Here is a 13,080-nt window from a genome sequence, read left to right on the forward strand (position 1 = left end):
ATTAAAGTAAGGGCATGACCGAGAGCCCCGCCCTCCCTGCCCTGTGGCCCGCCCCCGTCGCTCCCGGGGCGGTCGATGCGACCGTCACCGTGCCCGGCTCCAAATCGGTCACGAACCGCGGCCTGGTCCTGGCCGCCCTCTCCTCCGAGCCCGGCTGGCTGCGCCGCCCGCTCCGCTCCCGCGACACCCTGCTGATGGCCGAGGCGCTGCGTGCCCTGGGCGTCGGCATCGAGGAGACCGCCTCGTCCAGCTCCGCGGGCACCTCCGGCGGCGAGGCGTGGCGGATCATCCCGGCCGGCCTGCACGGCCCGGCCACCGTCGACGTCGGCAACGCCGGCACGGTCATGCGCTTCCTGCCGCCGGTCGCCACGCTCGCCGACGGCGCCATCCGCTTCGACGGCGACCCGCGCTCCTACGAGCGCCCGCTGCACGGCGTCATCGACGCGCTGCGCACCCTGGGCGCCCGGATCGACGACGACAACCGCGGCGCCCTCCCGATGACGGTGTTCGGCGGCGGCGCCCTGGAGGGCGGCGCGGTGGAGATCGACGCCTCCTCGTCCTCGCAGTTCGTCAGCGCCCTGCTGCTGTCCGCGCCGCGCTTCAACCAGGGCGTCGAGGTCCGGCACGTCGGCGCGGCGCTGCCCTCGATGCCGCACATCCGGATGACCGTCGACATGCTCCGCAGCGTCGGTGCCCAGGTGGACACCCCAGAGGCGGGCGGCGAGCCGAACGTCTGGCGGGTCACCCCCGGCGCGCTGCTCGGCCGCGATCTGGTCGTCGAGCCGGACCTCTCCAACGCCCAGCCGTTCCTGGCCGCGGCGCTGGTCACCGGCGGCCGGGTCACCGTCCCGGACTGGCCCGAGCACACCACCCAGCCCGGCGACGCGCTGCGCGAGATCTTCACCGCCATGGGCGGCTCCTGCGAGCTGACCGAGCGCGGTCTGACCCTCACCGGCAGCGGCCGCATCCACGGCATCGACATCGACCTCGGCGAGGTCGGCGAGCTGACCCCGGGCATCGCCGCGGTCGCCGCGCTCGCCGACTCGCCCTCCACGCTGCGCGGTGTGGCGCACCTGCGGCTGCACGAGACCGACCGGCTGGCCGCGCTCACCAAGGAGCTCAACGAGCTCGGCGGCGACGTCACCGAGACCGCGGACGGCCTGCACATCCGGCCGCGTCCGCTGCACGGCGGGATCTTCCACACCTACGAGGACCACCGGCTGGCCACCGCCGCCGCGATCATCGGCCTGGCCGTCGAGGGCGTGGAGGTGGAGAACGTCGCCACCACCGCCAAGACCCTGCCCGACTTCCCCGCACTGTGGACGCAGATGCTGGATCCGACGTCCACCGCCGCCCGGAGAGCCTGAGGGTCGCCGCACCATGCGTCGCTACGGCAAGAACCCCGATGAGGACGACGTCCGAGTCCGTCCCAACCGCAAGGGCAACCGCCCGCGGACGAACATCCGCCCCAAGCACGAGGACGCCCGCGAGGGCCTGGTCCTGACCGTCGACCGGGGCCGTCTGACCTGCCTGATCGACGACCGCAAGGTCACCGCCATGAAGGCCCGCGAGCTGGGCCGCAAGAGCGCGGTGGTCGGCGACCGGGTCGCCGTGGTCGGCGATCTGAGCGGCGACAAGGACACCCTGGCCCGGATAGTGCGGGTCGAGCCGCGCAGCTCCACGCTGCGCCGCACGGCGGACGACGACGACCCATACGAGCGGGTGGTGGTCGCCAACGCCGACCAGTTGGCGATCGTCACCGCGCTCGCCGACCCCGAGCCCCGGCCGCGGCTGATCGACCGCTGCCTGGTCGCCGCCTACGACGCCGGGCTGGACCCGCTGCTGGTGCTGACCAAGTCCGACCTGGCCGCGCCGGACACGCTGCTGGAGTCCTACGGCGCGCTCGGCGTCCCGTACGTCGTCACCAACCGCGAGGAACTGGCCGACGGCAGCGCCGCCGAGCGGGTCCGGGAGAAGCTGACCGGTCGGATGACGGCGTTCGTGGGGCACTCCGGGGTGGGCAAGACGACCCTGGTCAACGCCCTGGTGCCGGAGCGCCGCCGGGCCACCGGACACGTCAACGCGGTCACCGGCCGCGGCCGGCACACCACCACCTCGGCGCTGGCGCTGCCGCTGCCCGGCGACACCGGCTGGGTCATCGACACCCCGGGCGTGCGGTCCTTCGGGCTGGCCCACATCGACCCGTCCCGGGTCATCCACGCCTTCCCGGACCTGGAGCCGGGCACCGAGGAGTGCCCCCGGGCGTGCAGCCACGACGAGCCGGACTGCGCGTTGGAGGCATGGGTGGCCGGGGGGCACGCCGACCCGGCCCGCCTGTATTCCCTGCGCCGACTGCTGTCCACCCGGGAGCGACGCGAGGGCGACTGATCCGGGTAATCCCCTGCCGTCCGTCGGGGCCAACGGCATAATCACCCTCACACCAGGACCGGTCCGATCCGGTCTGATCCGGTCGTGATGGGTCGCCTGGGCTGAAGCAGTCACCGAGCTGACGGAGGCAATGGGATATGGCGTGGCTGCTGGTCGTGGTGGCGGGCCTGTTGGAGACCGGCTTCGCGGTCTGCCTCAAGCTCTCGCACGGCTTCACCCGCCTCTACCCGACCGTCGCCTTCGCGGTCTTCGCCCTGGGCAGCTTCGGCCTGCTGACCCTGGCACTGCGCAAGCTCGACGTCGGCCCGGCGTACGCGGTGTGGACCGGCATCGGCGCTGCCGGCACCGCGATCTACGGCATGGTCTTCCTCGGCGACCTGGTCTCCACGCTCAAGATCATCTCGATCACCCTGGTCATCGTCGGGGTGGTCGGGCTCCAGCTGTCCGGCTCGGCGCACTGACGCTCCGGCCGCCCGCGTCATCCGGCGAGTCCGGCGAAGGCGCCCCGCACGAGCCGGGAGACCGCCTCGGTCTCGGCCTCGGGCCTGCGCCGCGCCCGCTGCCGCGGCACCGCCACGCACACGTCGGCCGGTGGGCGGACCGGTTCCGGGTCCCGCTCCGCGCTCGCCGGAGCGATCACGCAGGACAGCGTCAGCCGGGCCGCGGTCTCGCAGGCCGCGTCCAGGGCCGGCAGTTCCTCCCGGGGCCGGCCGGGCGCCAGCGCCGCCACCGCCCGGTCACGGAACCGGCCGACGAGTTCGCCGGGCCCGTCCTGACCGGCCGGCAGCCGATCGCCCCAACACCCCGTCAGCGCCGCCCGCACCAGCGGGTTCGCCCGTGCGGTCCGCAGGGTCCAGGCGGCCGCCGCGGCCACCCGGGCGCCGGCGTCGTCCGCCGGTCCGGCGACCCCGCGGGCCAGCGCCCGGTCCACCCCGGCCAGATAGGTCTCGGTCTCCCGCTGGACGAGCGCCCGGGCCAGCCCGTCCTTGCCGCCGAACTCGTTGTAGAGCGTCTGCCGGGACACCCCCGCCGCGGCCGCCACCTCCACCATCCGGACGGCCGTCCAGGCCCGGGTCAGCAGCGCCGTGTAGGCGGCGTCCAGCAGGGCCTCGCGTGCCGAAGGCATCGGCCACCTCCCTGGCTCCACCCGAACAGTGGTCCAGATCACAGAATTGACGCACCGTCAGGGACTGTCAAGACCCACTGCGGACACCCCCCGGGCGGGCCCGGCCGACGACTCCCGGGAGACCACCCGCAGGACGCGGCACGGCCATGTGGATCCCGCGTATACCAGTGGATACTGTTCGCACATGCCCGACTATCACGATGATCTCCGCCTGGCACACGTCCTGGCGGACGCCGCGGACGCCGCGACCATGGAACGGTTCAAGGCCCTCGACCTCAAGGTGGAGACCAAACCGGACATGACTCCGGTCACCGAGGCGGACAAATCCGCCGAGGAGCTGATCCGCGGCCAACTCCAGCGCGCCCGGCCGCGGGACGCGGTGCTCGGCGAGGAGTTCGGCAGCGAGGGCTCGGGGCCGCGCCGCTGGATCATCGACCCGATCGACGGGACCAAGAACTACGTCCGCGGGGTGCCGGTCTGGGCGACCCTGATCGCCCTGATGGAGCGCGGCGAGGGCGGCGACCGCCCGGTGGTCGGGCTCGTCTCCGCCCCGGCACTGAACCGCCGCTGGTGGGCCGCGGAGGGCCTGGGCGCCTTCACCGGCCGCAGCCTGACCTCGGCGACCCGGCTGCAGACCTCCCAGGTCGCCCGCATCCAGGACGCGTCCTTCGCGTACTCCTCGCTGAGCGGCTGGGAGGAGCGCGACAAGCTCTCCGGCTTCCTCGACCTGTCCCGGGACTGCTGGCGCACCCGGGCCTACGGCGACTTCTGGCCCTACATGATGGTCGCCGAGGGGACGGTGGACATCTGCGCGGAGCCGGAGCTGTCCCTGTGGGACATGGCGGCCTGTGCGGTGATCGTCCAGGAGGCCGGCGGACGTTACACCGGCCTGGACGGCCGACCCGGTCCGCACAGCGGGAACGCGGCGGCCTCCAACGGCCTGCTCCATGAGGACCTGTTGTCGTACGTCGGGGACAACCGGGGCTGACCGGCGCCGCGCGGACGGCGCCGGGCCGGCCGCCGAAAACCGCCACCGACCTGCGAAGGGGCAGATGCTCGGACTGATGTCCAACATCTGCCCCTTGTGACGTGGACGGGAGCATGTGAACATGAGAACCCCCCACTTTGTGCACTTGTGAATCGATTCGCATATTCACATACACCCAAGGAGGTGGCTCCCTTTCATGTCCATGCTCGTCAAAGAAGCCATGAGCACGACGGTCCTCACCATCGGGCCGGCCCACACCCTCCGCCAGGCGGCACGACTGATGGCGGCCCGCCGCATCGGCGCGGCCGTGGTCTTCGACAAGGACACCTTCGGCATCGGCATCCTCACCGAGCGCGACATCCTCAACTCCCTCGGGGCGGGCGAGAACCCCGACCGGGAGACCGCACAGAGCCACACCACGTCCGACGTGGTCTTCGCGACCCCGGACTGGACCCTGGACGAGGCGGCCGGCGCCATGGTGCGCGGCGGCTTCCGCCATCTCGTCGTCCTGGACAACCTCGAACCGGTCGGCATCGTCTCGGTCCGCGACATCATCCGCTGCTGGTCCGACGTCTCCGCGCGGACGCCCGCGGCGGCCTGAGGGCGGCTGCCCCGGCGGTCACGGCACGAGGGCGCAACGAGCGTGCGGACGCGGGCGCACGCGCCCGCACGAAGAGGCCGGAGCCCCGTGGCGTCCGACCTCTTCGGCATGTACGGCAAGCGACGTCGGGTCGCCCCGCGGCGGCTCGCCACCGAGGTGACGGACCGCCGCGCGGGACCCCTAGCCGCGCAGGGCCTGGACCGCGGCCTCCAGCCGCTTGCCGTAGTCCGCGTCCGCCTTGCGGAAGTTCTCGATCGCCCGCTGCGCGATGTCGTCGCGGGAGACCTTGGCGATGAAGCCCGCCAGGTTGTCGATCAGGCGCTCCTTCTCGCCGTCCGACATCAGGCGGTAGAGGTTGCCGGCCTGGACGAAGTCGTCGTCCTCGGCGTGCGAGGGCGCCACGGTCTCGCCGGTCGCGCCGGACACCGGCAGCGGCTGCCACAGCGCCCGGCCGGTCTGGACCGGGCCGCCGAAGCTGTTCGGCTCGTAGTTCTTCTGCCGGCCGTGGCGGCCGTCGTAGAGCGCGCCGTCCCGGCCGTGGGTGCGCGCCTCGGTGGCGTGCGGGCGGTTCACCGGGAGGTGGTCGGCGTTGATGCCGACGCGGTAGCGGTGCGCGTCGCCGTACGCGAAGAGGCGGCCCTGGAGCATCTTGTCGGGGGACGGGCCGATGCCCGGCACGAAGTGGTGCGGGGAGAAGATCGACTGCTCGACCTCGGCGAAGATGTTCTCCGGGTTGCGGTTGAGCTCCAACGTGCCGATCTCGATGGGCGGGTAGTCCTCGTGCGGCCAGACCTTGGTCAGGTCGAACGGGTTGAAGCGGTAGGTGGCCGCGTCGGCCGCCGGCATGATCTGCACCTGGACGGTCCAGGTCGGGAACTCGCCGCGCTCGATGGACTCGCGCAGGTCGCGCTGGTGGCTGTCGGGGTCCTCGCCGGCGAGCCTGTTGGCCTCGCCCTGGGTGAGGTTCTCGATGCCCTGGTCGGTCTTGAAGTGGTACTTGACCCAGAAGACCTCGCCCGCCTCGTTGTTCCACTGGAAGGTGTGCGAGCCGTAGCCGTTCATGTGGCGGTACGTGGCCGGGATGCCGCGGTCGCCGAACAGCCAGGTCACCTGGTGGGTGGCCTCGGGCGAAAGGCCCCAGAAGTCCCAGACGTTGTCCGCCTCCTGGGAGCCGGTGTACGGGTCGCGCTTCTGGGTGTGGATGAAGTCGGGGAACTTGATGGCGTCCTTGATGAAGAACACCGGGGTGTTGTTGCCGACGAGGTCGTAGTTGCCCTCCTCGGTGTAGAACTTCAGCGCGAAGCCGCGGGGGTCGCGCACCGCGTCGGCCGCACCGAGGTTGCCGGCGACCGTCGAGAAGCGCAGGAACGTCTCGGTCTGCTTGCCAACCTCCGAGAGGAATTTCGCGCGGGTGTACTTCGTCACGTCCGCGGTGACGGTGAAGGTGCCGTACGCACCCGCGCCGCGGGCGTGGACGATGCGCTCCGGGATGCGCTCCCGGTTGAAGTGCGCGAGCTTCTCGATCAGGAGCTGGTCCTGGATCAGACCGGGGCCGCCGAGGCCGGCCGTCTCGCTGTTCTGGTTGTCCGCGACCGGGGCTCCGGTCTCCGTGGTCAGCGGTCCGGTGGTGCTCTCTACCGACACGTGCGCCTCCTGATGTCTTCGTTCACCTGCCCTTGGCTTGCGCCGTACCCGATCCTACATTGGACATTGTCTAAGTCAAGAAGGACCCGAAATCCGTACCTGGTCCGGCGATGGACCGTCACTGCTACCCTGGTGACTATCTGACTGATAGGTGATTGGCATGAGTGACCTGCTGGAACGACTCCGGGGACGCGGCTGGCGGCTGACCGCACAGCGCCGCGTCGTCGCCGAGGTCCTGGACGGGGACCACGTCCACTACACCGCCGACGAGGTGCACGCCAAGGCGTCCGAGCGCCTCCCCGAGATCTCCCGCGCCACGGTCTACAACACCCTCGGCGAGCTGGTCTCGCTCGGCGAGGTGATCGAGGTGAGCACCGACGGTCGCGCCAAGCGCTACGACCCCAACGCCCACCACGACCACCAGCACCTCGTCTGCTCGCGCTGCGGCACGATCCGTGACGTGCACCTCCACGGCGACCCGCTCTCCGCGCTGCCCGAGCCGGAGCGCTACGGCTTCCAGGTCTCCGAGGTCACCGTGACCTACCGGGGCATCTGCCCCAACTGCAGCGCCGCTTCCTGACCCGGCCCGGCCCCGTCCGGGCCGCGCCGCACCCCCGCCACCCCGTGGGCCCCTGCCGCCCCGGGGATCTTCGGCGTTCCACGGAGCGGTCGCGGAACTGGCCGGGCTGCTGAAGGTGGATCCGGAGATCCTCGCCTCGGTGCCGCCGCGCCGGATGGACTGGGAGATCAGGAAGGGCACCCGACCGGCTCCAGCGGGCCTACCGCGACGCCGGTGTCACCAAGGGGGCACCGCTGCCGGAGGAGAAGATCGTGGACCGCGCTCTGCACGCGGAGGCGGTTGGGCACCGCTCGTAGTCATCGCCCCGCATACACCGAAGGCCCGGATCCTGAGGATCCGGGCCTTCGGTTTCAGTAGCGGGGACAGGATTTGAACCTGCGACCTCTGGGTTATGAGCCCAGCGAGCTACCGAGCTGCTCCACCCCGCGTCGTTGTGGCTTTACTTTAACCCCACGCCGACGACCAGCGCAAATTCGCTCCGACCGGCCCGGGGCACGGCCGTCGGACCGCACCCCGGAAACCGGGGTCACCGTCCCCGGCCGCCGGCCGTCACGCGCTCAGCTCCTCCTGGAGTGCGGTCCGCAGCCGGGCCGCCCGCTCCGCCACCTCCGGCGGGCCGAGCTCCACGGCCCGCGCGCACCAGCGCTGGGCCTCCGTGAGCGCCCCGCGGCGGGCGGCGATCAGCGCCAGCCGCAGCGCCGCCCGGCCGTGGCCGCTCTCGGCGGCGCGCTGCCACCACAGGACGGCCTCGGGGAGGCTGCCCTCGCGGGCCAGCAGCAGCCCGAGGTTGAAGGCGCCGTTACGGCTGCCGGCCTCGGCCGCCGCGCGGTACCAGGACGCCGCCTCCACGGCGTCCCCGCGAGCCGCCGCGAACATGCCAACCCGGACCTGGGCGCGGCGGTGGCCCTGGCGCGCGGCGCGCTCGTACCACTGCCGGCTCTCGTCGCCCTCGGACCGCTCGCCGTCCGGCTCCCCGGACCGCCGGTCGAGGAGGTCGGCGAGCCGGAAGGCCGCCTCGGCGCTGCCGCCGCCGGCCGCGCAGCGCAGGTTCCGCTCCGCGTCCTGGAGGTCGCCGTCGCGCAGTTGCGCTATGGCGACCTGGAGCGCCGCGTCGGTGTGCCCGGCGGACGCCGCCCGCTCGTACCAGGAGCGCGCCAGTCGCTCCTCGCCGCGGCCGGTGAACAGGATGCCGAGGTTGAACGCGGCGTCCACGCTGCCCGCTTCGGCCGCCTTGGAGAACCACGGTTCGGCCCCGGAGGCGTCGCCGCGCTGGAGCAGCAGGATGGCCAGCGCGTTGGCGGCCTCGCGGTGGCCGGCGTAGGCGGCGCGGCGGTACCACTGCTCACCCCGGCCGGGCCGGCCCTGCTCGGCGCAGAGCAGGCCGAGGTTGTAGGCGCCGTTGACGTCCCCGGCGTCCAGCGCGGCGCGGTACCAGCGCTCGGCGGTCTGCAGCTCGCCGCGGTCGGCGTGCAGCGCACCGAGGGCGTTGGCGGCGTTGCCGTCGCCGTCCTGGGCGGCCCGCCGCCACCACTCCGCGGCGCTCTCCTCGTCCCCGGCGTCGCGGAGCAGGAAGCCCAGCGCGCAGGCGGCGCGGGCCTCGCCGTCCTTGGCCGCGGAGAGGTACCAGCGGCCGGCCTCCTGGATGTCGCCGCGCTCCTCCAGCAGCGCGCCGAGCTGGAGCGCGGCCCGCCGGTGGCCGCGGGCGGCGGCCTGGCGGTACCACTGCTCGGCCTCGGCCTGCTGGGTCAGCTCCCCGTAGGCGGGCACCGTCCGGCGGTCGGCGTCGCGGCCGTCCTCGATGAGCCGGGCGAGGCGGTAGGCGGCCTCGCGGTGGCCCCGCTCGGCGGCGGCCCGGAACCAGCGCTCGGCGCCGATGTCGCCGCGGTGCTCCAGGAGGTCGGCGAGGGCGTACGCGCCCAGGCAGTGGCCGGACTCGGCGGACTGGCGCAGCCAGTACTCGGCGGCCGGCTCGTCGCCGCGCTCGCGGTAGTGGCGGCCCAGGGCGTGCGCCGCGGCGGCGGAGCCGGCGACGGCGGCGATCCGCCACCAGCCGGCGGCCTCGTCGGCGTAGCCCCGCTGGTGGAGCAGGACGCCGAGGTTGTTGGCCGCGGCCCGGTCCCCGGCGGCAGCGGCCGAGCGGAGGTACGGCTCGGCGCCGTCGAGGTCGGCGCGGCGCAGCAGCATCGCACCCAGCGCGCTCATGGCGGCGGTGTCGCCCGCCTCTGCGGCACGGCGGTGGCCGGACTCGGTCACCGCGTCGGACGCCTCGGCCGTGCCGTCGGCCTCCATCGCGTCCATCGCCATCTCGGAATCGCGCCCGTCGTCGGGCGCCTGCACAAACCGGTCCGTCTCCAACAACCTTGCCTTGTCCCCCATAAGAACCATCGTCGCATCACCTGTAACCCGCGTACACCTGGTATACCGCAGCCAGTGAGGTCACTTCAGCGGTTTGTCGACTTCCCGACACGACGACATGCCAAACTCAAGCACACAGCTTTCCCACATGGGTTGTCCGACCCGCCCCCGGGAAGCTTTGACCCGAACGCATGACAAAGGCCCGGATTCTCAAGGAATCCGGGCCTTGGTCTTTCAGTAGCGGGGACAGGATTTGAACCTGCGACCTCTGGGTTATGAGCCCAGCGAGCTACCGAGCTGCTCCACCCCGCGCCGTTGTGACTCCAACGTATCACGTCGCGGGGAGCGCGGTTGACACCCGGGTCGCGGTGGCCGCCGTTGTGCGCCGGCGGCCACCGGACCGAAGGGATCCGCGCCGGGCGCTCAGTCGCTCGCCTTGCCGCCCTTCTCGGACGCCTTGGCCGCCCGGTCCAGCGCGTCCTTCAGCCGCTTCTGGGCCTCGCCGTAGGCGGCCCAGTCGCCGGCCACCCGTGCCTTCTCGCCGTCGTCGTACGCCTTCTCGGCGTCCGTCAGGGCCTGTTGCACGGTCTGGCCGGCCGGCGGCTGCTCGCCGGTCTGCCCGCCGCCGGGCGGCGGGTTCTCCGAGCCGGTGCTCGGCGCCTTCTTGCCGAAGACGACGTCGAGGGCGTCCTTGAGGCTGTTCTCCAGGACGGGCTTGCTGTCGCCGTAGCTCACCAACACCTTCTTCAGGAGCGGGTAGTTGGTGTTGGCGCCGCGCAGGTAGACCGGTTCGACGTAGAGCAGGCCGTCGTGCAGCGGCACGGTCAGCAGGTTGCCGTACTCGATCTCCGAGTCGCCGAACTTCTTGAGGATGTTGAGCTCGTTGGCGATCGTCGGGTCGGAGTTGAACTTCGACTGCGCGAGCTGCGGGCCCGGCACCGGGGTCTGCGCCGGCAGCTTCAGCAGTCTGACCCTGCCGTAGTCGGCGCTCGTGGCATCGGCGTCGACCGCCATGAAGGCGCCCAGGTTGTCCTTCTTGTTGGGCGTGAAGGTCGTCGTCAGCGAGAACGCCTGTGCCTTCTGGTCGGGCATCTTCATGCTCAGGTAGTACGGCGGCACCGCGTTGCCCGATTTGGTGGTCGGGTCGCTGGGAATCTGCCAGCGCTCCGAACCGGTGTAGAAGGTGCCCGGGTCGGTGACGTGGTACGTGGTCAGCAGCTGGCGCTGCACCTTGAACAGGTCCTGCGGGTACCGCAGGTGGGCCAGCAGGTCCGGGCTGATGGAGCTCTTCTTCTCGACCGTGCCGGGGAACGCCTTCATCCAGGTCTTCAGGACCGGGTCCTTGGTGTCCCACTGGTAGAGCTTGACCGTGCCGTCGTACGCGTCGACCGTCGCCTTGACGGAGTTGCGGATGTAGTTGACCTGGTTCTGCTGGGCCACCACCGCGCGCTGGCCGTTGGTGAGCGAGTCGGCGGTGCTCTCCCCGAGGGTGGTGCGGGAGGCGTACGGGTAACCGTTGCTGGTGGTGTACGCGTCCACGATCCACTGGATCCGGCCGTCGATCACCGCCGGGTAGGCGTCGCCGTCGATGGTCAGCCAGGGGGCGACGGACTCGACGCGCTCCTTGGGCGTGCGGTTGTACAGGATCCGCGACTTGTCCCCGATGGCCCCGGAGTAGAGGATCTGCGGCTCCCCGAACGCCACCGCGTACGCGGCGCGGTTGATCGGGTTGGACAGGCTCACGCCGCTCTTGCCCTGATAGCGGTAGCCCTTCTCGCCGCTGTCGTCGGAGTAGTCCAGCTCCTTCTGCGGCCCGCCCACGATGGAGTACTGGGTGGTCTTCTCGCCGTAGTAGACGCGCTGTTCGTACTTCGGGAGCTGGCCCTTGGTCGGCAGGTCGGACTCGGTGTACTGCGGGCCGCCGCCGTCGGCGGTCTCGGTCCCCTTGGCGGTGACCGCGCCGTAGCCGTGGGTGTACTTGAAGTGGTCGTTGATCCAGTTGCGCTCGGGGATGCCGGCGAGGTTCAGCTCGCGCAGGCCGATGACGGTGTCCTGCTCCTTGCCGTCCTTGCCCTTGTACCGGTCGACGTCCAGGGTGGACGGGAACTGGTAGTAAGACCGCACCTGCTGCTGTTGCTGGAAGGCCGGCGAGACCACGTTCGGGTCGAGCAGCCGCATGCTGGCGACGGTGTCGGCGTCGTCCCGGAGCCGCTGCCGGTCCTCCTCGGAGGCCGGCTTGTAGTTGCCCTTGTAGGACTTCACCTCGGAGTCCTGGATGTCGTACGCATCCCGGGTCGCCTTGATGTTCTGCTTGATGTACGGCGCTTCCTTGGCCTGCTCGTTCGGCTGGACCTGGAACTTCTGGACGATCGCCGGGTACAGCCCGCCGATCAGGACCGCGGAGAGCACCATCAGACCGAACCCGATCACCGGCAGCTGCCAGGTGCGCCGCCACAGGGTGGCGAAGAACAGCACCGCGCAGATCGCCGCGATGAAGAACAGGATGGTCTTCGCCGGGAGATAGGCGTTGGCGTCGACGTAGCGCAGACCGGTCCAGTTGTCGGCCGACTTCAGGCCGCTGGACTTCACCGCGAGGCCGTACCGGTCGAGCCAGTACGCGACCGCCTTGAGGGAGACGAAGAGGCCCAGCAGCACCGAGAGGTGGCCGGTGGCCGCGGCGGTCGCCCGCGAACCGGGGCTGGTCAGTCGCAGCCCGCCGTAGAGGTAGTGGGTGAGCACGGCGGCCACCAGGGACAGCACCGCGCAGGCGAAGCCGAAGCTCAGCAGGAAGCGGTACCACGGCAGGTCGAAGGCGTAGAACGAGACGTCCTTGTGGAACTGCGGATCCGTGGTGCCGAACGGAACGCCGTTGACCCACTGGAGCCACGTCCGCCACTCACCGGAGGCGGAGGCCCCGGCGATCAGCCCGATCACCGCGGTGACCGCGACCAGCGCCCACTTCTTGAACGGGGCGACGCCCATGCGGTAGCGGTCCAGGCTCTGCTGCTCCACGGACATCGCGCTGAGCGGCGGCCGCAGCCGGTGCGCCAGCCAGATGTTGACGCCGACGGCCACCGCCATCACGACGCCGAAGGAGAAGAACAGTCCGATCTTGGTCCACAGGGTGGTGGTGAAGACCGAGGAGAAGTGGACCGAGCGGTACCAGAGCCAGTCGGTCCAGAACCCCGAGAACATCACGAAGAGCATGGCCAGCACGGCCAGTACACCCAACGTCATGAGCAGGGTCCTGAACCGCCGCGACGGTCGGCCGACTCTGATCCGTGGCCCGGAGGGGCCTCCGCCGCGGTCCGGCATCTGGAAAGCCAAGGTGCGCACCTCGAAGTTCGCTGTCGTGTGGGGCAGGCCCGGCGATACTAGGACCCAGTGATGCAACTTAC

10 protein-coding genes and 2 tRNA genes are annotated in these 13,080 nt (G+C 71.3%); 6 read left to right on the forward strand and 6 right to left on the reverse strand.

The features are described 5' to 3' along the window. Positions 1–14 precede the first annotated feature (14 nt). From aroA to MOV08_RS15255, 3 genes are all read left to right on the forward strand, one after another. Positions 15–1,367, forward strand: a complete 1,353-nt coding sequence (gene aroA, locus MOV08_RS15245) for a 3-phosphoshikimate 1-carboxyvinyltransferase (protein ID WP_039632934.1) — start codon at positions 15–17, stop codon at positions 1,365–1,367. A 13-nt stretch (positions 1,368–1,380) separates the two neighbouring features. Further along, positions 1,381–2,388: a ribosome small subunit-dependent GTPase A gene (rsgA, locus tag MOV08_RS15250; protein ID WP_039632936.1), complete on the forward strand. Its 1,008-nt coding sequence runs from the start codon at positions 1,381–1,383 to the stop codon at positions 2,386–2,388. A gap of 137 nt (positions 2,389–2,525) precedes the next feature. Further along, positions 2,526–2,849, forward strand: coding sequence for a DMT family transporter (locus tag MOV08_RS15255; protein ID WP_039632938.1), 324 nt, complete (start codon positions 2,526–2,528; stop codon positions 2,847–2,849). A 17-nt stretch (positions 2,850–2,866) separates the two neighbouring features. On the opposite strand, the gene MOV08_RS15260 is transcribed toward MOV08_RS15255, so the two are convergent. Next, positions 2,867–3,514 (reverse strand): TetR/AcrR family transcriptional regulator, encoded by a 648-nt coding sequence (locus MOV08_RS15260; RefSeq protein WP_039632940.1) that lies wholly within the window; start codon positions 3,512–3,514, stop codon positions 2,867–2,869. A gap of 184 nt (positions 3,515–3,698) precedes the next feature. Between MOV08_RS15260 and hisN the strand changes: the two genes are divergently transcribed. Together hisN and MOV08_RS15270 are read left to right on the forward strand one after the other, a co-directional pair. Further along, complete coding sequence (hisN, locus tag MOV08_RS15265; RefSeq protein ID WP_039632942.1) at positions 3,699–4,502, forward strand: histidinol-phosphatase; 804 nt, start codon at positions 3,699–3,701, stop codon at positions 4,500–4,502. Positions 4,503–4,704: 202 nt separating this feature from the next. Further along, positions 4,705–5,103 carry a CBS domain-containing protein gene (locus tag MOV08_RS15270; RefSeq protein WP_039640874.1) on the forward strand — a complete coding sequence of 133 codons (399 nt, stop codon included), beginning with the start codon at positions 4,705–4,707 and terminating at the stop codon, positions 5,101–5,103. A 180-nt stretch (positions 5,104–5,283) separates the two neighbouring features. On the opposite strand, the gene MOV08_RS15275 is transcribed toward MOV08_RS15270, so the two are convergent. Continuing rightward, complete coding sequence (locus MOV08_RS15275; RefSeq protein ID WP_275307762.1) at positions 5,284–6,747, reverse strand: catalase; 1,464 nt, start codon at positions 6,745–6,747, stop codon at positions 5,284–5,286. 160 nt (positions 6,748–6,907) lie between these two features. Between MOV08_RS15275 and MOV08_RS15280 the strand changes: the two genes are divergently transcribed. Continuing rightward, complete coding sequence (locus MOV08_RS15280) at positions 6,908–7,327, forward strand: Fur family transcriptional regulator (RefSeq protein ID WP_039632946.1); 420 nt, start codon at positions 6,908–6,910, stop codon at positions 7,325–7,327. A 354-nt stretch (positions 7,328–7,681) separates the two neighbouring features. On the opposite strand, the gene MOV08_RS15290 is transcribed toward MOV08_RS15280, so the two are convergent. From MOV08_RS15290 to MOV08_RS15305, 4 genes are all read right to left on the reverse strand, one after another. After that, positions 7,682–7,755: transfer RNA gene (locus MOV08_RS15290), tRNA-Met, on the reverse strand. Between the two features lie 121 nt (positions 7,756–7,876). After that, positions 7,877–9,712, reverse strand: a complete 1,836-nt coding sequence (locus tag MOV08_RS15295; protein WP_203232553.1) for a tetratricopeptide repeat protein — start codon at positions 9,710–9,712, stop codon at positions 7,877–7,879. Between the two features lie 208 nt (positions 9,713–9,920). After that, positions 9,921–9,994, reverse strand: a tRNA-Met gene (locus MOV08_RS15300). A gap of 111 nt (positions 9,995–10,105) precedes the next feature. Beyond that, the gene (locus MOV08_RS15305) at positions 10,106–12,997 is read right to left on the reverse strand and encodes a UPF0182 family membrane protein (protein ID WP_078875751.1); all 2,892 of its coding nucleotides are present in this window, start codon (positions 12,995–12,997) and stop codon (positions 10,106–10,108) included. Between the last annotated feature and the right edge of the window lie 83 nt (positions 12,998–13,080).

The sequence above is a fragment of the Streptomyces yunnanensis genome, assembly GCF_029011865.1.
Lineage (GTDB): Bacteria > Actinomycetota > Actinomycetes > Streptomycetales > Streptomycetaceae > Streptomyces > Streptomyces yunnanensis.

What these genes read in the sequence shown, in the direction of transcription:
- aroA (WP_039632934.1), top strand. Translation starts at nt 15, where the DNA reads ATGACCGAGAGCCCCGCCCTCCCTGCCCTGTGGCCCGCCCCCGTCGCT.
- rsgA (WP_039632936.1), top strand. Translation starts at nt 1,381, where the DNA reads ATGCGTCGCTACGGCAAGAACCCCGATGAGGACGACGTCCGAGTCCGT.
- MOV08_RS15255 (WP_039632938.1), top strand. Translation starts at nt 2,526, where the DNA reads ATGGCGTGGCTGCTGGTCGTGGTGGCGGGCCTGTTGGAGACCGGCTTC.
- MOV08_RS15260 (WP_039632940.1), bottom strand. Translation starts at nt 3,514, where the DNA reads ATGCCTTCGGCACGCGAGGCCCTGCTGGACGCCGCCTACACGGCGCTG.
- hisN (WP_039632942.1), top strand. Translation starts at nt 3,699, where the DNA reads ATGCCCGACTATCACGATGATCTCCGCCTGGCACACGTCCTGGCGGAC.
- MOV08_RS15270 (WP_039640874.1), top strand. Translation starts at nt 4,705, where the DNA reads ATGCTCGTCAAAGAAGCCATGAGCACGACGGTCCTCACCATCGGGCCG.
- MOV08_RS15280 (WP_039632946.1), top strand. Translation starts at nt 6,908, where the DNA reads ATGAGTGACCTGCTGGAACGACTCCGGGGACGCGGCTGGCGGCTGACC.
- MOV08_RS15295 (WP_203232553.1), bottom strand. Translation starts at nt 9,712, where the DNA reads ATGGTTCTTATGGGGGACAAGGCAAGGTTGTTGGAGACGGACCGGTTT.
- MOV08_RS15305 (WP_078875751.1), bottom strand. Translation starts at nt 12,997, where the DNA reads ATGCCGGACCGCGGCGGAGGCCCCTCCGGGCCACGGATCAGAGTCGGC.